An 18,450-nucleotide genomic window follows, 5' to 3' on the forward strand; every position below is an offset into this window, starting at 1 on the left:
GCGAGCCTGCTCGCGAAGCTTTTGACTTTCAGAGGGCCAGCGGCGCTCTTTCGCAGAGCGTTGCCAAGGCCTTGGCCCATTGCGGGTCGTCATTCAGGCACGGCACCAGCACCAGCTCCTCGCCCCCCGCTTCGCGGAACTGCTCCTTGCCGCGATCACCAATTTCTTCCAGCGTTTCGATGCAGTCGGCAACGAACGCCGGGCACATCACCAAAATCTTCTTCACGCCACTTTTCGCCAATTCGTCCAGCCGCGCTTCGGTGTACGGCTCGATCCACTTCGCCCGCCCCAGGCGCGACTGAAACGACACCGACCACTTGCCGTCCGCCAGGCCCATGCTTTTGGCAAACTCGGCGGCGGTACGGAAGCACTGCGCGCGGTAACAGGTCGCCAGCACCGCCGGTGAGGCGGTCTGGCAGCAATCAGCGCCTTTCAAGCAATGACTGCCGCTCGGATCGAGCTTGGTCAGATGCCGTTCCGGCAAACCGTGGAAGCTCAGCAGCAAGTGATCGAAATCCTGCTGCAAATGCGGGCGAGCGCTGGCCACCAGTGCATCGATGTATTCCGGCTGGTCGTAAAACGGCTGCAGGATCGACAGCTGCACGTCCAGCTTGTGTTCGCGCATTACGCGTCGGGCTTCTTCGATCACCGTGGTGGTGGTGCTGTCGGCGAACTGCGGATACAGCGGCGCCAGGGTGATCTTCTTGTGTCCGGCTTTCACTAGACGCAGCAGGCAGGTTTCAATCGACGGCTCGCCATAACGCATCGCCAGATCGACCGGGCCATGCTTCCAGGTCTGAGTCATCTGCTGTTGCAGACGCTGGCTGAGCACCACCAGCGGCGAACCCTCCTCCCACCAGATCGAGGCATAGGCATGCGCCGACTGCTCCGGGCGCTTGATCAGGATCAGCGACACCAGCAAACGCCGCACCGGCCATGGCAGGTCGATGACGTACGGGTCCATCAGAAACTGATTGAGGTAGCGGCGTACATCGGCCACCGAGGTCGAGGCCGGGGAACCCAGGTTGACCAGAAGCAAGGCGTGATCGGTCATGCAACGTCCTATTTCAGAGGCGGCTGGAAAGATCGTCCAGAGCCGCGCGTAAATCCGTGAACTGGAAAGTGAAGCCCGCTTCCAGCAAGCGTACCGGCATGGCCTTTTGGCCGCCGAGCAACAACAACGACATCTCACCGAGGCCGACTTTCAGCGCCAGCGTCGGCATTGGCATGAACGCCGGGCGGTGCAGCACCTTGCCCAGCGTCTGCGCAAATTCGCGATTGCGCACCGGTTTCGGTGCGCAGGCATTATAAGGACCACTGGCCTGCTCGCGGTGCAGAAGAAAATCAATCAGGGCGATTTGGTCGTTGATATGAATCCACGGCATCCACTGCCGCCCATTGCCCAACGGCCCGCCCAGACAGAGCTTGAACGGCAGCAGCAGGCGCGACAAAAAGCCGCCCTCGGCCGACAGCACCAGACCGGTTCGCACCAGCACCACGCGCAGTCCCAGATTCTCCGCACGCAGGGCCGTCTCTTCCCAGGCGATGCACAACTGACTGGCGAAATCGTCGATCACCGGCGGCGACTCTTCGGTCAACTCGCGCTCCCCGCCGTCGCCGTACCAGCCGATCGCCGAGCCGGAAATCAACACTGCCGGTTTTTGCATGCGGGTCTCGAGCCAGGTCAACAGGCTTTCGGTGAGCTTGATCCGGCTGCTCCACAGCAACGCCTTGCGCCGATGCGTCCAGGGCCGATCGGCAATCGGCGCGCCGGCCAGATTGACGATCGCGTCGAGCGGCTCCTCGCCAAGGTCTTCCAGACGGGCGATGCCACGCACCGACGCGCCGCAGATCTTCGCAACTTTATCGGGACTGCGACTCCACACTGTCAAACGATGGCCCTGCTCCAGCCAATGACGGCAGAGCTGACGTCCGATCAAACCAGTACCGCCGGTCAGCAATATGTGCATGACATCTTCCTCGCGTGGCGTTTAACCCGGATCACTAGTCTATTTTTATAAGCAGGGATCTTTTCCATCGGGCGGGCTCTATTGTTTAACCATAGGCCAAGCTAATGAAACGAGAATGGCAGAAGTTATACCAAAAAACATAATTGTACAGGTTTCATCGACGGCGTAGTCTGTACAGAAAGGTAAACGAGGCCCCTATGACTGTACCTATCGCAATCATCGGCACCGGCATCGCCGGACTCTCCGCCGCCCAGGCTCTGACAGAGGCCGGGCACACCGTGCAACTCTTCGACAAAAGCCGCGGCAGCGGCGGACGCATGTCGAGCAAACGCAGCGACGCCGGTTCGCTGGACCTTGGCGCGCAATACTTCACCGCCCGCGACCGCCGCTTCGTCACCGAAGTGCAGCGCTGGCAAAGCCAGGGCTGGGTCGCCGAATGGGCGCCGCAGCTCTACTCGTATCAGGGCGGGCAACTGAACATGTCCCCGGACGAACAAACCCGCTGGGTCGGCGCCCCCCGCATGAGCGCCATTACCCGTGGCCTGCTCGACGGCCTGAACGTGCAGTTCGCCTGCCGTATAACCGAGGTGTTCCGTGGTGAACAACACTGGCACTTGCAGGACGCCGAGGGTTTCACCCACGGCCCGTTCAGCCACGTTGTAATCGCCACCCCCGCGCCGCAAGCCACCGCCCTGCTCGCCGCCGCACCGAAACTCGCCGCGGCCGCCGCCGGGGTCAAAATGGACCCGACCTGGGCCGTCGCCCTGGCCTTCGAAACCCCGCTGGACACCCCGATCGAAGGCTGCTTCGTGCAAGACAGCCCACTCGACTGGCTGGCCCGCAACCGCAGCAAACCCGGACGCGACACCACCCTCGACACCTGGGTCCTGCATGCCACCAGCGCCTGGAGCCGGCAACACATCGACCTCTCCAAGGAAGCGGTGATCGAACACCTGCACGGCGCCTTCGCCGAACTGCTGCACAGCGCCATGCCCGCGCCGACCTTCAGCCTCGCCCACCGCTGGCTCTACGCCCGCCCGGCCACCGGCCACGAATGGGGCACCCTCGCCGACGCCGACCTCGGCCTCTACGCCTGCGGCGACTGGTGCCTGTCCGGCCGCGTCGAAGGCGCCTGGCTCAGCGGCCAGGAAGCCGCACGCCGCCTGCACGAACACCTGCAATGAACCGCCTCAACCCGCGCAAACTGCTGCTGTCGAAATGGACAGCAGCCCAGCCACAACACCGCGAAAAACACTTCCTCGTCACCGAACTGTTCCGCGACGAAGAAGGCACCGTACTGGAAATCGAACTGCAGGCCGTACTGACCAAACGTAGCGAGCGGATGGAATGGCAAGTGCTGAAGAATGCCGAGCAGTGGATTCTGGGGTGGAAATAAATCCTGTGAGAGGAAGCCTGCGGGCGATGGACGATAACCCGCTCGTCCTGCAAATCATTTGGCAGCCAAGGCACAGCCAAAAGCCAACCCTCACCCTAGCCCTCTCCCGGAGGGAGAGGGAACTGACCGTGGTGGATGTGAGAGGTACGCCGACGTGAAATACCGAGTCGAATGCACATTCTGAACGGCCCACAAATCGGCTCCCTCTCCCTCGGGAGAGGGCTGGGGTGAGGGGCGAATCCACTGAAGATCCCAAGCCAAGCGCCGCTTCTAACCACTCAACAATGAGCGTTAGCTCGCGTGCCCTTGATCTTGATCTTGCGTCACCGGCGACGTCGGAAGGCTGAGTGGAGGGATTGATCCGGGCGTGGGAGCGCAGCGACCGTACGACGAAGTCGTACACAGCGGAAGGAGGTGCAGCGCAGCAAACCGTAGCCGCTGCGCCCGGATCGATCCCGGAGCGAAGGGACCCGAGCCTGCGAGGGCCGAACGCAGGAGCAAGCGTTTTGGGTTACCTTTTTGGCGTTTGAAAAAGGTGACCCGCCGTAAGGGCGGAACCTTAAGTGGCCGTTACCGCAGCAACGGATATGTACACAAAAAATCATAGCCCGACCCGAAGCCTTCGCGAGCAAGCTAGCTCCCACAGAAAACCACAACCACCATTCCAACCCATAAATCTTGTACAAACTATTTGACTTGTACACCAACCCATCTATGCTGACAAAAAGTTGTACAGACAAAACCCCCTGTACAGGTATAGATCGCGAGGTGCCCATGTCCGCTACCCCCCAGCCCAAGCCAAAAATCGCCATCAGCGCCTGCCTGCTCGGCGCCGAAGTGCGCTACAACGGCGGACACAAGGAATCGCGCCTGTGCAGCCGCACCCTCACCGAATACTTCGACTTCACCCCGCTGTGCCCAGAGGTCGCGATCGGCATGGGCATCCCCCGCGAACCGATTCGCCTGGTCGGCGACCCCGAACAGCCACAAGCCGTCGGCACCGTAAACCCGACGATCAACGTCACCGCACCACTGGCTGAATACGGCAAGCAGATGGCCGCCGAACTCAACGACCTCTGCGGCTACATCTTCATGCAGCAATCACCGTCCTGCGGGCTGGAGCGGGTCAAGGTCTACCACGCCAACGGCGCCCCGGTGAACGGCGGCGGTCGCGGCATTTACGCCCAGGCCTTTTGCGCCGAGCACCCCGACCTGCCCGTAGAAGAAGCCGGACGCCTGAACGACCCGGTGCTGCGCGAAAACTTCATCACCCGCGTCCTCGCCTACAGCGCCTGGCAGCAAGTGCTCGCACAAGGCCTGAGCCGCCGCGTGCTGACCGAATTCCACTCGCGCTACAAATACCTGCTGATGGCGCACAACCCGCTGCAATACAAAGCCCTCGGCAAACTGCTGGGCAACATGGCCGACAGCGATCCGGCCGAACTCGGCCCGCGCTACTTCAGCGAGCTGATGGCCGCCCTGAAGAAATGCGCGACCCGTGGCACCCATTGCAACGTCTTGCTGCACATCAGCGGTTATTTGAAACAATCGCTGAGCGCCGAAGACAAAAAAGAAATGCAGCACGTCATTGGCCAGTACCGCCAGGGCATCGTGCCGTTGGTGGTGCCGCTGACCCTGCTCAAGCATCACTTTCGCCTCCATCCGGATCCGTACATTGCGCAGCAGGTTTACCTGCAACCGCACCCGGAAAACCTCAGTCTGCGAAACGCTATCTAATGAACGATAAAACCGACAGCAGCGCCCAGGAAGATCTCGGCGCCGACTTCAAGAAGGCCCTCGACGAGGGCTGGTTGCCGATTCGCGAAGTAGCGCGGCAGACCGGCGTCAACGCGATCACCCTGCGCGCCTGGGAGCGCCGCTACGGGCTGGTCGTGCCGCAGCGCACGCCCAAGGGCCATCGCCTGTATTCGGCCGAACATGTGCAGCGCATTCTGGCGATTCTCACCTGGCTCAACCGCGGCGTCGCGGTCAGCCAGGTCAAGCCGTTGCTCGACACGCCGCAGGCCTTCAGCGAAACGGTAGAGAACGACTGGCAGCAACTGCACCAGACGCTGATGACCGCGGTCACCCAACTCAACGAGCGCTTGCTCGACGACAGCATCAATCAGGCCATGGCGTTGTACCCGCCGCGCACCCTGTGCGAGCAGTTGCTGATGCCCCTGCTGACGGAACTGGAACAGCGCTGGCAGGGCCAGTTCGGCGCGCAGATGGAACGGGTGTTCTTCTATTCCTGGCTACGCAGCAAATTCGGCACGCGCATCTACCATAACAACCGCCAGTTCCACGGCGCGCCGCTGCTGTTGATCAACCATTCCGACCTGCCACTGGAACCGCATCTGTGGCTGTGTGCCTGGCTGATCAGCAGTGCCGATTGCCCGGTGCAAGTGTTCGACTGGCCGCTACCCGCCGCCGAACTGGCCTTGGCGGTGGAACATCTAAAGGCGCGTGGCGTACTGCTGTATTCCAGCAAAGCCATGAACCTGGGCCAGTTGCCGAAGCTGCTCAATGGCATCGACTGCCCGAAAATGATCGTCGGACCAACGGTATGCATCCACCACGCCGAGTTGTCCGTAAAAACCTCCGAAATGACCGATGTGCTCCTGGCAGAAGACGTGCTTCTGGCCCACCAGGCACTGGTTCAGCGTGGATTGATTTAAATGGACGCGGTGAGTTCCGACATGCAATTGATCTGGCTGCGCTGCGACTTGCGCCTACATGACAACACCGCTCTGGCCGCCGCCGCTGCGCGCGGGCCGACGGTGGCCGTGTACCTGCTGAGTCCGCAGCAATGGCTGGAACATGACGATGCGCCGTGCAAGGTCGACTTCTGGTTGCGCAACCTCAGCGTCCTGAGCAAAAGCCTCGCCGCGTTGAATATTCCCCTGCTGATTCGCACCGCGACGCACTGGGATCAGGCGCCAGCTCAGTTGCTGAAGCTGTGCAAGGAGCTAGGGATTCAAGCAGTCCACGTCAACGAGGAATACGGCGTCCATGAAAGTCGCCGCGATGCCGCCGTCAGCGAAACGCTGCAAGCCGCGGGCATCGAATTCCACAGCTACCTTGATCAATTGCTGTTCAAACCCGGCACCGTGCTGACCAAGACCGACACCTACTTCCAGGTATTCAGCCAGTTTCGCAAGGTCTGTTACGAACGCTTGCACCGCTCGTTGCCAGCACTGGTCAAGGCGCCCGACAAACAAGCCGCACTGCACATCGACAGCGATCCGGTGCCGGCATCGATCAAGGGTTTCGCCGCGCCGAGCGAAACCCTGCGAGCGCTGTGGCCGGCCGGTGAAGACGAAGCCCGCGGTCGCCTCGACAGTTTCACCGACACGCAAATCGACTATTACCAGAGCGAGCGCGACTTCCCGGCCAAGCCCGGCACCAGCCAGCTGTCTGCCTATTTGGCGGCCGGGGTGATCTCACCGCGTCAGTGCCTGCATGCCGCGCTGCACAGCAATCAAGGCGAATTCGAAAGCGGCAAGGTCGGCGCGGTCACCTGGATCAATGAGGTGCTCTGGCGCGAATTCTACAAACACATTCTGGTTGGCTATCCGCGCGTCTCGCGTCATCGCGCGTTTCGCCCGGAAACCGAAGCGCTGGCCTGGCGTGACGCGCCGGCCGAACTGGCTGCCTGGCAAGAAGCACGCACCGGTCTGCCGATCATCGATGCGGCGATGCGCCAACTGCTCGAAACCGGCTGGATGCACAATCGCCTGCGCATGGTCGTGGCGATGTTTCTGACCAAAAACCTGCTGATCGACTGGCGCGAAGGCGAGCGCTTTTTCATGCGCCATCTGATCGACGGCGATCTGGCGGCGAACAACGGTGGCTGGCAGTGGAGTTCATCGACCGGCACCGATTCGGCACCGTACTTCCGCATTTTCAATCCGCTGAGCCAGTCGGAAAAATTCGACAGCGAAGGCCTGTTCATCAAGCACTGGCTGCCGGAACTGGCCGGTCTGAACAAAAAAGATGTGCACAACCCGGCCAAACTCGGTGGCTTGTTTGGCGTGGCGGATTACCCGGCGCCGATCGTCAACCTCAGCACCTCGCGCGAGCGTGCCTTGGCCGCGTTCAAGAATCTGCCGTCGCGCCTGCCCGCCGGAGGCCGTGATGAGTGAATTCCTGCGCCGCTTCGCCGGGCAATTTTCCACGTTGAACAAGGACAACCTGGAGCGCCTCGGCGAGCTGTACAGCCATGACATTCATTTCACCGACCCATTGCACGAAGTGCAGGGTTTGCAACAGTTGCGCGATTACTTCAACGAGCTGTACGCCAACGTCAGCGAGCTGCGCTTCGATTTTCACGGTTACGACCAGATCGCCGAGGGCGAAGGCTACTTGCGTTGGGTCATGAGTTATCGCCACCCGCGCTTGGCAAGCGGGGAAGTGATTCGCGTCAGCGGCTGTTCGCATTTGCTGTGGCACGACAAGGTTTATCGCCATCGGGATTATTTCGATGCCGGGGCGCTGCTGTATGAGCATTTACCCGTATTGGGCCGGGTCATCGCCTGGCTAAAAAGGAGAATGGGATGAGTCGTACACCTCCACGGCGTTATTGGCTGACCGGTGCCAGCAGTGGCATCGGCGCGGCACTGGCTGAGGAAATTCTGAAAACCGGCGCGCACCTGGCGGTCAGTTCGCGGCAGATCGCGCCGCTGAAAGTCTTGTCGCAACGCTATCCGGGACAAGTGCTGGTGGTGCCGGGCGACCTGACCAACAGCCAGACCGTGCGCGAGATCGGCGAGCAGATTGCCCAAGACTGGGGCTCGCTGGATTCGGTGATCCTCAACGCCGGCACCTGTGAATATGTCGACGCGAAACAGTTCGACTCATCGATCATCGAGCACGTGGTGCGCACCAATCTGCTCGCCAGCAGCTACTGCATCGAAGCCGCCCTGCCCCTGCTGCGCAAAGGCACCGCGCCGCATCTGGTCGGTGTTGCCAGTTCGGTGACTTACCTGCCGCTGCCACGCGCCGAAGCCTATGGCGCGTCGAAGGCCGGCCTGCGTTATCTGTTCGAATCACTGCGCATTGACCTGGCCGACGAGGGCATCGAGGTCACCGTGGTCAGCCCCGGCTTCGTCGAAACGCCGCTGACCGCGAAAAACGATTTCCCGATGCCGCTGAGCTGGCCTGTGGACAAGGCCGCGCGGCACATTTTCGCCAAACTCAAGGACCGGCCGCTGGAGATCGCGTTTCCAGCGCTGTTCATGGCTGCGCTATGGCCACTGTCGAAGCTGCCGTCGCGTGTGCAACTGGCGATCGGCAAACGCATGGTGCGCAAATCTCCGCCATTGACGGACCCGACATGAAAATCGCCATCATCGGCAGCGGCATCGCCGGGCTGACCTGCGCCTACCTGCTCAATCGCCGCCACGACATCACGGTATTCGAGGCCAGCGACTGGGTTGGCGGCCACACGCATACCGTGCCGGTGACGGTCGACGGGCGTGACTATGCGGTGGACACCGGTTTCATCGTGTTCAACGACTGGACCTACCCGAACTTCATCCGCTTGCTCGGGCAACTGGGCGTGGCGTTCAAACCGACCGAGATGAGTTTCTCGGTCAGCGATCCCGACACCGGTCTGGAATACAACGGCAACAATCTCAACAGTCTTTTCGCCCAGCGCAGCAATCTGTTGTCGCCGGGGTTCTGGGGCATGTTGCGCGACATTCTGCGCTTCAACAAAGAAGCCCAGCGCGACCTGCTCGAACTGCGCATCGCCGCCGACACCACGCTGGATGAATACCTCAAGGCCGGCGGCTACGGAGAGCGCTTCATCCTGCATTACATCGTGCCGATGGGTTCGGCAATCTGGTCGATGTCGATGGCGGAAATGCTCAATTTCCCGCTGCAGTTCTTTGTGCGCTTCTTCAAGAATCATGGACTGCTATCGGTCAGCGACCGTCCGCAATGGCAGGTCATCGAGGGGGGTTCGAGCGCCTACATCGCGCCGCTGACCGCTTCGTTCAAGGAGCGAATTCGCACCAACTGTGCGGTGACCCGCGTCGATCGCGACACCCACGGCGTGGTCACTCACAGCCCGGCCGGCATCGAACACTTCGACCGCGTGGTGTTTGCCTGCCACAGCGATCAGGCACTGAAACTGCTGGCGACACCAAGCGATGCCGAACGAGCGATCCTCGGCGCCCTGCCCTACGCCGACAATGAAGTGGTGCTGCACACCGACACGCGCCTGCTGCCGACACGCAAACTGGCATGGGCGAGCTGGAACTACCGGCTCAGCGGCGCCGGCCACACCCACGCCGCCGTCACCTACGACATGAACATTCTGCAGGGCATTCAAAGCGACACCACGTTTTGTGTAAGCCTCAACCAGAGCGCCGGCATCAGCCCGGACAAGGTGCTCGCGCGTTACACCTACGCGCACCCGCAGTTCAGCCTGGCGGCGGTGGCAGCACAGGAGCGCTGGGGCGAACTCGATGGCGCGCAGCACACGCATTATTGCGGCGCCTACTGGGCCAACGGTTTTCACGAGGACGGCGTGGTCAGCGGTTTGCGGGTGGCCGCTACGTTCGGGGAAACCCTATGAACAGCGCCCTGTACAGCGGCTGGATCGGCCATCGGCGTTTCTCGCCGCGCCGCCATGAATTCCGCTACCGCATCGGTCTGCTGTATCTCGACCTGAGCGAACAGGACGCGGTGCTCGCCCTGTCGCCGCTGGCCGGGCGTAGTCGCTTCGCAGCGTTTTCCTTCCGTGAAACCGACTACCTCAAGGCCTTCACCGGCCAGGGCATGCGTCTGATCGATGCGGTGCGCCAACAGGTCGGCGCGGCCATCGGACATGAGCCGCAGGGTTCAATCTGCCTGCTGACCCAGGTGCGCAGTTGGGGGTTGTCGTTCAATCCGGTGAGTTTCTTTTATTGCCACGAGGCGGACGGGCAACTGGCGGCGATTGTCTGCGAAGTGACCAACACGCCGTGGCGTGAGCGCTTTCACTACGTGCTGCCGGCGCGCGCACCGCTGAGCCTTGACGATTTTCATCAACACTTCGCCGTGGCCAAGGCTTTTCATGTGTCGCCGTTTTTGCCACGCGACCTCGAATACCGCATGAGCTTCAGCCCCGCCGCGCAAAACCTCGGCGTGCACATGGCCGACTGGCAGGGCGAGCAGAAACTGTTCGACGCCACGCTCAATCTGCAACGCGAACGCCTTGACCGGCAGAGCCTGCATCGTTACCTGCGACGTTTTCCGTGGATGACCGCAAAAACCGCTTTGGCCATTTATTGGCAGGCGCTGCGCCTGTTGCTCAAGCGCGCGCCGATTTTCTCCCACCAGACTGCCGACGGCAGCTTTCAAACCGCCACTGTGTCTCCCAAGGAGCACCGCCATGAAATCCTCTAGTCTGTCGGCCGGTTGGCTCAGCACCAACGGTTTGACCGGTTCGCTGTTGCGCCGTGGCGTCTTGCGCCAATTGAGCCTGCTTAAACACGGACAACTGCTGGTGATCGAGGATGGCGAACGCCTGCTGTTCGGCAACCCGGGCAGCTCGCTGCTGGGGGAAATTCACGTCAACGATCCTGCGCTCTGGGGCATGGTCGCCGGCAACGGTTCGATTGGCGCTGGCGAAGCGTTCATTCACGGCTATTGGAGCTCGCCGGATCTGACCGCGGTGGTGCGCGTGTTCGTCAGCAACCTCGACGTGCTCGATGCCATGGAAGGCGGCCTGGCGCGCATCAGTCGGCCGTTGGTGCAAGGCTTGCACTGGCTCAATCGCAACACGCGCAAGGGCTCGCAGAAAAACATCGCCGCACACTACGATTTGGGCAACGACCTGTTCGAGCAGTTTCTCGACCCGACCATGATGTACTCGGCCGGGCAATTCCTGCGCCCCGACGACAGCCTCGAACAGGCGCAGCTGAACAAGTTGCAGCGCATCTGCCAGAAGCTTGCTTTGCAACCCGGCGATCACTTGCTGGAGATCGGCACCGGTTGGGGCAGCATGGCGCTTTACGCCGCGCAGCATTACGGCTGCCGCGTGACCACCACGACCCTGTCGAAAGAGCAGTACGCGTTTACCGCGCAGCGCATCGAACAAATGGGCCTGCAGGACCGGGTCACGTTGTTGCTGCAAGACTATCGAGACCTCACCGGGCAGTACGACAAACTGGTGTCGATCGAGATGATCGAAGCGGTCGGGCATCGCTTCCTGCCGACCTACTTCAAGCAGTGCGCGCAGTTGCTCAAGAGCAACGGGCTGATGCTGATCCAGGCCATCACCATTCGTGAGCAGCGCTACGAACAGGCGTGCCGCAGTGTCGATTTCATCCAGCGCTACATCTTCCCTGGCGGCGCCTTGCCCAGCGTGCAGAAAATGCTCGACGTGGTCAGCCGCGACACCGACATGAACCTGCTGCACATGGAAGATTTCGGCCTGCACTACGCGAGGACCCTGCGCCTGTGGCACGAGAACTTTCGCCAGGCCCACGGTCGGTTGACTGAACTCGGCTACGACGATTATTTCCTGCGTTTGTGGGAGTTCTATCTGTGCTACTGCGAGGGCGGCTTTCTCGAACGCGCGATCGGCACTGCGCAATTGGTTCTGGCCAAACCGGCGGCGATCACCGCACCGCTGCTCGGGCGCTTCGATGCTTAAAAATGTCGCCAACGCCGTGCTGTTCCAGCTCGGCTGGCTGACCTGCGTGATCGGCGGCAACAGTCTGTGGTTGCTGCTCGCACTGGCGGTGCTGGTGATTCATTTGCGCTGGGTCAGCAGTTGGACGGCCGAGGGGCGTCTGGTGCTCAGCGTGGTGATTGTCGGCACGGCACTGGACAGTGTTCTGCGCGCCTTGGGTGTGTTCGAGTTCAGCGATCAGTCGCCGCTGATTCCGCTGTGGCTGATGTTGCTCTGGGCCTTGTTGGCGACGACGTTGCGCCATTGCCTGCAATGGAGCGCTCGGCCGTGGTGGCTGGCCAGCACGCTGGGCGCGGTCGGCGGTGCGCTGTCTTATTACGCGGGCGGGCGCCTGGCCGGGGTGCAGCTTCCCTACGGCGAATGGCCGACGTTGATCGGCATCGCTGTGCTTTGGGCGCTGGTGTTTCCGTTGCTGCACGCGATGGCCCGGCGCCTGGCGCAGTGAGCGTCTGTCAGCGCTTTCACACGCACAGCGGCCGCTGCCTTACACTGGCGCCATGAAAACCATACCCCACCAACAAATCGCCGAACCTGCGGTCACCTGCTCGACCTGTGCCGCCTGCTGTTGCCAGCTCGAAGTCATGCTGATCACCGACACGGGCGTGCCTGAGCGTTTTATCGATACCGATGAATGGGGCGGCGAAGTCATGCTGCGTCTGGACGACGGCTGGTGTGCGGCGCTGGATCGCGACAGCATGATGTGCACGATCTACGAAAAACGCCCGCTGATCTGCCGCGAATTCGAGATGGGTGCACCGGAGTGCATCGAGGAACGCAAAGGCATCACCACGGCCTACCGCTGACTTCAGGTACACCCTGAAAACCAATGTGGGAGCGAGCCTGCTCGCGAAAGCTGTTTCATGCTCAACGAAGATGTTGAATGAAATAGCACTTTCGCGAGCAGGCTCGCTCCCACAAAGGTTAAGGCGTTTAGCGGTTAGAGCGGCATGGTGTAATGCAGCGCGTAACTCTCTACGCCATCGTTGTCGCTGGACAAACCGGCGTTGGAATAGTGCGTCGCGCGAATCCCGACCTCATGCCCGCCATTGAAGCGCAGGCCGAAACCGATGCGGTCTTCGAACTGGAAGGAACCGCCGAGCTTGTTGTCTTCGTATTCGGTGTTGGAGAACAACGCCACACCGATCCCGGCTTCGACGTACGGTTTGACCGACTGACCGGCAAACTCGTAAACGAACACAGGCGAGAACGACAGACTGTTGTTGCTGGACGTCTTGTCACCTTCCCAATAGGTGTAAGCGCCGCTCCAGTAGCCGGTCAGGCGACCGACGTCGCTCTGCAGCCAGCTCTTGTCCCAGTCGAAATTCATGCCCAGGCGATAAGTCATGGTCGAATCGCTGGTACCGCCAACGGCGAATTCAACGCCAGCGGCTTGTGCAGTAATGCTTTGCCCCATCAGTGCGGCCGCAATCGCGGCCAAGCAGAATAGTCGCTTCACTTTGAAACTTCCTTTTCCGGAACGATCGTTTGGTTTTAGTTGCTGCTGTCGCTATAGAAATCTGCGCTCGAACAGAAGTTCAGCTTATTTCGACTTATTTCACATTTTTTTTACAAGTCGAAGTTTTGCACATCAGCGGCGGGTTGGCCCAGCATCGGCAGGAATTTTCTGAAGGACAGCGGATCGGCACTGGTCCAGAACTTCACAGGCTGGCTTGGGCCTGCGGCAAGCAGATCACGTTCACCGAGCAATCGTTGCAGTTGTCGGGCCACTGCAGCACCAGTATCGATCAGGCTGATATCGTCGCCGATCATCGTTTTAAGTAGCGGCTTGAGGAAGGGATAGTGCGTGCAGCCAAGAATTATTGTGTCGCAGCCCTGAGCCAGTAATGGCGCGACGTAGCCTTGCAATAGCACGCGCAATTGCGCGCTGTGCAGTTCACCATTTTCAATCAACTCGACCAGCCCCGGGCACGGCTGGGTGACGACTTTTACGTCTGCCGCGAAGCGATCAAGCAGCGCGGCGAACTTGGCGCTCTGCAAGGTGCCCGTGGTGGCGAGTACGCCGACCACACCGCTGCGGGTCGCGGCGGCGGCAGGTTTGACCGCCGGTTCCATGCCGACAATCGGCCAGTCCGGGAAGTCTCGGCGCAGGTCGGCCACGCCGGCCACGGTCGCGGTGTTGCAGGCCAGCACCAGCGCCTTGGCGCCCTGCTCGCGGAAAAACCCGGCCATTGCGCTGCAGCGCTGGCGGATGAATTCCGGGGTTTTTTCACCGTAGGGAATGTGCCCGCAATCGCCAACATAGAGCAGCGATTCATTGGGCAACAAGCGTTGGATTTCAGCCAGTACCGACAAGCCGCCGACACCGGAATCGAACACGCCGATCGGCGCTTCACGCATGGCGCGAACCACAGACGCTGCAGCCTGGATCTCGCTTGACGCGCAATTCGCGGAATCGCGAACCGAGCGCATCGATCAGCAGCAAGCGCCCTACCAGCGGCTCGCCGAAACCGACCAGCATCTTCAACGCCTCCAGTGCTTGCAGACTGCCGACCAGACCTACCAGCGGCCCGACCACACCAGCCTCGCTGCAAGTCAGTTCGGCCTCGCTGCCATGCCCGTACAGACAGTGATAACACGGGCTCTCGACACGCCGCGGGTCGAACACCGACAACTGCCCTTCCAGGCGAATCGCCGCGCCGCTGACCAGCGGTTTACCCGCCGCTACGCACGCCGCGTTTACGGCCTCGCGGGTGGAAAAGTTATCCGAACAGTCGAGGACCAGATCCACCGCCGTCACTGCAGCCGCCAGAGAATCCTCATCGAGTGCCTGACGGTGAGCAATCAATTGAATCTCGGGATTGATCGCGCCCAAGCGCTTGAGCGCCGAGTCGACCTTGCTCATGCCGACACTGTCGGTGTCATGAATGATCTGCCGTTGCAGGTTGGTCAGGTCGACCGTGTCGAAATCCGCCAGATGCAACTCGCCAACACCGGCGGCGGCCAGATACAGCGCCACCGGCGCACCGAGACCGCCGAGGCCGACAATCAGTACGCGACTGTCCTTGAGCTTCAGTTGCCCATCAATGTCGATGTGTTGCAGCAGAATCTGCCGGCTGTAGCGCAGCAATTCCTCATCATTCAGCACGGCAGGCGCCCCAGACTGATGCGTTGGTGACCACCGAGATCGGTGCGGCTGTGAACCTGGGTAAACCCACGGCTCAGCAACAGATCGCGCACCGCTTCGGCCTGATCATAGCCATGTTCGAGCATCAGCCAGCCACCGGCTTCGAGATGATCCGGCGCCTGGGCGACGATCAAACGCAGATCGTCGAGCCCGTCTTCACCGGCGACCAGCGCACTGGCCGGCTCAAAGCGCACATCGCCTTCGACCAGATGCGGATCGGTTGCCGCAATGTATGGCGGGTTGCTGATGATCAATTGAAAACGCTGACCGCCCAGCGCGCTGAACCAGTGACTGCTCAGCACCGTTGCGTTGTTCAGGTGCAGGCGCTGGCGATTGCGTTCGGCCAGCGCGACGGCTTCGAGCACGCGATCCACCGCCGTCACTCGCCACGCCGGGCGCTCGCTGGCCAGAGCCAGGGCGATGGCACCGCTGCCGGTGCCGAGATCGAGCACTTTCGCCGGGGTCGCCGGCAACAGCTCCAGCGCCGCTTCCACCAGCAGTTCAGTGTCGGGGCGCGGGATCAGCGTGTGCGGCGCCACTTCCAGATCGAGTTTCCAGAAGCCCTGCTGGCCAAGAATGTAAGCCACCGGTTCACCGCCACGGCGTCGTTGCAGAAACTCGGCAAAGGTCAGCGCCGCTTCGCTCGGCACGATGCGCTCGGGCCAGGTGTGCAGAAAACTGCGCGACTTTCCCAGCGCTGCGGCGAGGAGCAATTCGGCGTCCAGACGCGCCGTCGGCGAATCCGGCAGTTCGGCGGCGCGCAACAGGCTGGCGATGATGGTCATTTATTCACCTATCGCCGCGAGTTGGTCCGCCTGATGTTCGGCCAGCAACGGCTCGATCACCGCTTCCACGCCACCGGCAAGAATTTCATCCAGCGAGTACAGGGTCAGGTTGACGCGATGGTCGGTGACCCGGCCCTGAGCATAGTTGTAGGTGCGGATGCGCTCGGAACGATCGCCGGAACCGACCAGCAATTTGCGCTCGCTGGCAATGGCGTTGGCCGCCGCGGCGTTCTGCTGATCGTTGAGTTTGGCCGACAGCCACGCCATCGCCCGCGCACGGTTCTTGTGCTGGGAGCGTTCTTCCTGGCACTCGACCACGGTGCCGGTCGGAATGTGGGTGATGCGGATCGCCGAGTCGGTGGTGTTGACGTGCTGACCACCGGCGCCGGAGGAGCGGTAGGTGTCGACGCGCAAATCCGCCGGGTTGATCTCGATGGCTTCGCGCTCGTCCGGCTCCGGCAATACCGCCACGGTGCACGCAGACGTGTGGATACGGCCCTGGGATTCGGTAGCCGGCACACGCTGCACGCGGTGTGCGCCGGACTCGAATTTCAGCTTGCCATAGACGTTGTCGCCTTCAATACGCGCGATGACTTCTTTGTAGCCGCCGTGTTCGCCTTCGTTTTCCGAGAGGATCTCCACGCGCCAGCCACGGCGTTCGGCGTAACGCGAGTACATGCGAAACAGGTCACCGGAGAAGATCGCCGCCTCGTCGCCACCGGTGCCGGCGCGAATTTCGAGGAACACGTTGCGACCGTCGTTGGGGTCCTTGGGCAGCAACATGCGCTGCAGGTCGGATTCCAGCGTAATCAGCAATTCCTTGGCGTCGCGGACTTCTTCCACGGCCATTTCGCGCATGTCCGGGTCGCTGTCCTTGAGCAGCGCCTGCGCGCCTTCAAGATCGCCTTGTACGCCGAGCAGCTTTTTGTAAGCCTGCACGACCGGCTCGAGTTCGGCGTATTCCTTGGAATAGGCGCGAAACTTCGTCTGATCAGAAATGACTTCGGCGTCGCCAAGCAGCGCAGTCAGTTCCTCGAAACGGTCCTGGAGGGTATCCAGCTTGTTGAGCAGTGACGCTTTCATTGCGGTTTTTTATCCGAAAAACTATCCGGTGAGCCCTCAAGGGCAAAGAGTTCCTGGGCCATGGCCAGCGCATCGAGGCGGCCTTCGGCAGACAGCTTTTTCAGCTGCACACTAGGCGCATGCAGCAATTTGTTGGTCAGGCCACGGGCCAGTTGCCCGAGCACATCTTCGGCGTTGCCGCCGTTGGCGAGCAGGCGCAGGGCCTTTTGCAGTTCTTCGTCGCGCAGGCGTTCGCTCTGTTGACGATAGGCCTTGAGCACATCGACTGCCGCCAGTTCACGCAGGCGCACCATGAAATCGTCGGCGCCAACCGACACCATCTCTTCTGCCGCTTGCGCCGCGCCCTGGCGGCTCTTGAGGTTTTCGGCGACCACTTCATGCAAGTCATCGACGCTGTACAGATAAACGTCGTCCAACTCGCCGACTTCCGGCTCGATATCGCGGGGAACCGCGATGTCAACCATGAAGATCGGCTTGTGCTTGCGCAGCTTCAGCGCACTTTCGACCGCGCCTTTGCCGAGGATCGGCAATTGACTGGCGGTCGAGCTGATAACGATATCGCTGCGCACCAGCTCTGCCGGAATATCCGACAGCAGCACCGCATGGGCACCGAACTGCTCGGCCAACAGGCTGGCACGCTCCAGCGTACGGTTGGCGACGACGATGCGCTTGACCCCCAGCTCGTGCAGATGGCGGGCGACCAGCGTGATGGTCTCGCCCGCCCCGATCAGCAAGGCCTGGCTGCGCTGCAGGTCGCTGAAAATCTGTTTGGCCAGGCTGACCGCGGCGAACGCCACCGACACCGGGTTTTCGCCGATCGCGGTGTCCGTGCGCACCTGCTTGGCGGCATTGAAGGTGGCTTGAAACAGCCGCCCCAGCAGCGGGCCGATGGTGCCGGCCTCGCGAGCCACGGCGTAGGCCGATTTCATCTGGCCGAGAATCTGTGGCTCACCCAATACCAGCGAATCGAGCCCGGAGGCGACGCGCATCATGTGACGAACGGCCGCATCGTCTTCATGCACATAAGCACTGGCGCGCAGCTCATCGAGACTGAGCTTGTGATAATCGGCCAGCCAGCGCAGCACGATATCCGCCGACAGCTGATCCTGTTCTATATAGAGCTCACTGCGATTGCAGGTGGAGAGGATCGCGGCTTCGCGGCTGTCGGTCAGTCGGCAGAGCTGCTGCAAGGCCTCCACCAACTGTTCTGGCGTAAACGCCACGCGCTCGCGGACGTCTACGGAAGCAGTCTTGTGGTTGATACCGAGTGCAAGGAAGGCCATTCAAGGTCGCTGGTGGTGACGTGAAGCCGGCAATTGTCCTACTTCGAAAGATTCAGAACAACTACCGCTGACTATTGTCCCAATTGTCGGCCCCTATAATGG

General features: G+C 61.3%; 20 protein-coding genes. 12 read left to right on the forward strand and 8 right to left on the reverse strand.

The window, feature by feature from the left end; all coding sequences use genetic code 11:
• Nucleotides 1–28 precede the first annotated feature (28 nt).
• The gene (gene hemH / locus ACGSLL_RS14740; RefSeq protein WP_394506845.1) at nucleotides 29–1,054 is read right to left on the reverse strand and encodes a ferrochelatase; all 1,026 of its coding nucleotides are present in this window, start codon (nucleotides 1,052–1,054) and stop codon (nucleotides 29–31) included.
• Between the two features lie 13 nt (nucleotides 1,055–1,067).
• Entirely contained in the window at nucleotides 1,068–1,970 is a 903-nt protein-coding gene (locus ACGSLL_RS14745; RefSeq protein ID WP_394506846.1) for a TIGR01777 family oxidoreductase, read from the reverse strand.
• Between the two features lie 197 nt (nucleotides 1,971–2,167).
• On the opposite strand from ACGSLL_RS14745, the gene ACGSLL_RS14750 reads away from it, so the two are divergent.
• The 12 genes from ACGSLL_RS14750 to ACGSLL_RS14805 all read left to right on the forward strand — a co-directional run bounded on the left by ACGSLL_RS14750 (nucleotide 2,168) and on the right by ACGSLL_RS14805 (nucleotide 12,855).
• Nucleotides 2,168–3,154 carry an NAD(P)/FAD-dependent oxidoreductase gene (locus ACGSLL_RS14750; protein ID WP_090286208.1) on the forward strand — a complete coding sequence of 329 codons (987 nt, stop codon included), beginning with the start codon at nucleotides 2,168–2,170 and terminating at the stop codon, nucleotides 3,152–3,154.
• On the forward strand, nucleotides 3,151–3,366 hold the full coding sequence (locus ACGSLL_RS14755; RefSeq protein ID WP_394506847.1) for a TIGR02450 family Trp-rich protein: 216 nt from the start codon (nucleotides 3,151–3,153) through the stop codon (nucleotides 3,364–3,366). The genes ACGSLL_RS14750 and ACGSLL_RS14755 overlap by 4 nt, the downstream gene beginning before the upstream one ends.
• Nucleotides 3,367–4,140: 774 nt before the next feature.
• On the forward strand, nucleotides 4,141–5,103 hold the full coding sequence (locus ACGSLL_RS14760; RefSeq protein WP_394506848.1) for a YbgA family protein: 963 nt from the start codon (nucleotides 4,141–4,143) through the stop codon (nucleotides 5,101–5,103).
• Nucleotides 5,103–6,044 (forward strand): MerR family transcriptional regulator, encoded by a 942-nt coding sequence (locus ACGSLL_RS14765; RefSeq protein ID WP_394506849.1) that lies wholly within the window; start codon nucleotides 5,103–5,105, stop codon nucleotides 6,042–6,044. Before ACGSLL_RS14760 ends, ACGSLL_RS14765 begins: the two co-directional genes overlap by 1 nt.
• A 21-nt stretch (nucleotides 6,045–6,065) precedes the next feature.
• On the forward strand, nucleotides 6,066–7,511 hold the full coding sequence (phrB, locus tag ACGSLL_RS14770; protein WP_394506890.1) for a deoxyribodipyrimidine photo-lyase: 1,446 nt from the start codon (nucleotides 6,066–6,068) through the stop codon (nucleotides 7,509–7,511).
• On the forward strand, nucleotides 7,504–7,926 hold the full coding sequence (locus tag ACGSLL_RS14775) for a nuclear transport factor 2 family protein (RefSeq protein WP_394506850.1): 423 nt from the start codon (nucleotides 7,504–7,506) through the stop codon (nucleotides 7,924–7,926). The genes phrB and ACGSLL_RS14775 overlap by 8 nt, the downstream gene beginning before the upstream one ends.
• Entirely contained in the window at nucleotides 7,923–8,705 is a 783-nt protein-coding gene (locus tag ACGSLL_RS14780; protein ID WP_394506851.1) for an SDR family NAD(P)-dependent oxidoreductase, read from the forward strand. The genes ACGSLL_RS14775 and ACGSLL_RS14780 overlap by 4 nt, the downstream gene beginning before the upstream one ends.
• Nucleotides 8,702–9,949, forward strand: a complete 1,248-nt coding sequence (locus ACGSLL_RS14785; protein ID WP_394506852.1) for an NAD(P)/FAD-dependent oxidoreductase — start codon at nucleotides 8,702–8,704, stop codon at nucleotides 9,947–9,949. Before ACGSLL_RS14780 ends, ACGSLL_RS14785 begins: the two co-directional genes overlap by 4 nt.
• Nucleotides 9,946–10,761, forward strand: a complete 816-nt coding sequence (locus tag ACGSLL_RS14790; protein WP_394506853.1) for a DUF1365 domain-containing protein — start codon at nucleotides 9,946–9,948, stop codon at nucleotides 10,759–10,761. Before ACGSLL_RS14785 ends, ACGSLL_RS14790 begins: the two co-directional genes overlap by 4 nt.
• Nucleotides 10,748–12,013, forward strand: a complete 1,266-nt coding sequence (locus ACGSLL_RS14795; RefSeq protein ID WP_394506854.1) for a class I SAM-dependent methyltransferase — start codon at nucleotides 10,748–10,750, stop codon at nucleotides 12,011–12,013. Before ACGSLL_RS14790 ends, ACGSLL_RS14795 begins: the two co-directional genes overlap by 14 nt.
• A complete protein-coding gene (locus tag ACGSLL_RS14800) occupies nucleotides 12,006–12,497 on the forward strand; it encodes a DUF2878 domain-containing protein (RefSeq protein ID WP_394506855.1) in 492 nt (163 codons plus the stop codon). The genes ACGSLL_RS14795 and ACGSLL_RS14800 overlap by 8 nt, the downstream gene beginning before the upstream one ends.
• Before the next feature lie 52 nt (nucleotides 12,498–12,549).
• A complete protein-coding gene (locus tag ACGSLL_RS14805; RefSeq protein WP_258448028.1) occupies nucleotides 12,550–12,855 on the forward strand; it encodes a YkgJ family cysteine cluster protein in 306 nt (101 codons plus the stop codon).
• A 134-nt stretch (nucleotides 12,856–12,989) separates the two neighbouring features.
• Here ACGSLL_RS14805 and ACGSLL_RS14810 read toward each other — a convergent pair whose 3' ends face one another.
• The 6 genes from ACGSLL_RS14810 to hemA all read right to left on the reverse strand — a co-directional run bounded on the left by ACGSLL_RS14810 (nucleotide 12,990) and on the right by hemA (nucleotide 18,348).
• The gene (locus tag ACGSLL_RS14810) at nucleotides 12,990–13,508 is read right to left on the reverse strand and encodes an acyloxyacyl hydrolase (RefSeq protein ID WP_394506856.1); all 519 of its coding nucleotides are present in this window, start codon (nucleotides 13,506–13,508) and stop codon (nucleotides 12,990–12,992) included.
• Nucleotides 13,509–13,618: 110 nt separating this feature from the next.
• Complete coding sequence (gene murI, locus ACGSLL_RS14815) at nucleotides 13,619–14,410, reverse strand: glutamate racemase (RefSeq protein ID WP_394506857.1); 792 nt, start codon at nucleotides 14,408–14,410, stop codon at nucleotides 13,619–13,621.
• A complete protein-coding gene (locus ACGSLL_RS14820; protein ID WP_394506858.1) occupies nucleotides 14,403–15,158 on the reverse strand; it encodes a molybdopterin-synthase adenylyltransferase MoeB in 756 nt (251 codons plus the stop codon). Before ACGSLL_RS14820 ends, murI begins: the two co-directional genes overlap by 8 nt.
• Complete coding sequence (gene prmC / locus ACGSLL_RS14825; protein WP_394506859.1) at nucleotides 15,152–15,982, reverse strand: peptide chain release factor N(5)-glutamine methyltransferase; 831 nt, start codon at nucleotides 15,980–15,982, stop codon at nucleotides 15,152–15,154. The genes ACGSLL_RS14820 and prmC overlap by 7 nt, the downstream gene beginning before the upstream one ends.
• Nucleotides 15,983–17,065 (reverse strand): peptide chain release factor 1, encoded by a 1,083-nt coding sequence (gene prfA, locus ACGSLL_RS14830; RefSeq protein WP_394506860.1) that lies wholly within the window; start codon nucleotides 17,063–17,065, stop codon nucleotides 15,983–15,985.
• Nucleotides 17,062–18,348 carry a glutamyl-tRNA reductase gene (gene hemA / locus ACGSLL_RS14835; RefSeq protein ID WP_093098369.1) on the reverse strand — a complete coding sequence of 429 codons (1,287 nt, stop codon included), beginning with the start codon at nucleotides 18,346–18,348 and terminating at the stop codon, nucleotides 17,062–17,064. Before hemA ends, prfA begins: the two co-directional genes overlap by 4 nt.
• Between the last annotated feature and the right edge of the window lie 102 nt (nucleotides 18,349–18,450).

The organism is Pseudomonas retamae (genome assembly GCF_043496865.1).
GTDB classification, from domain to species: domain Bacteria; phylum Pseudomonadota; class Gammaproteobacteria; order Pseudomonadales; family Pseudomonadaceae; genus Aquipseudomonas; species Aquipseudomonas retamae.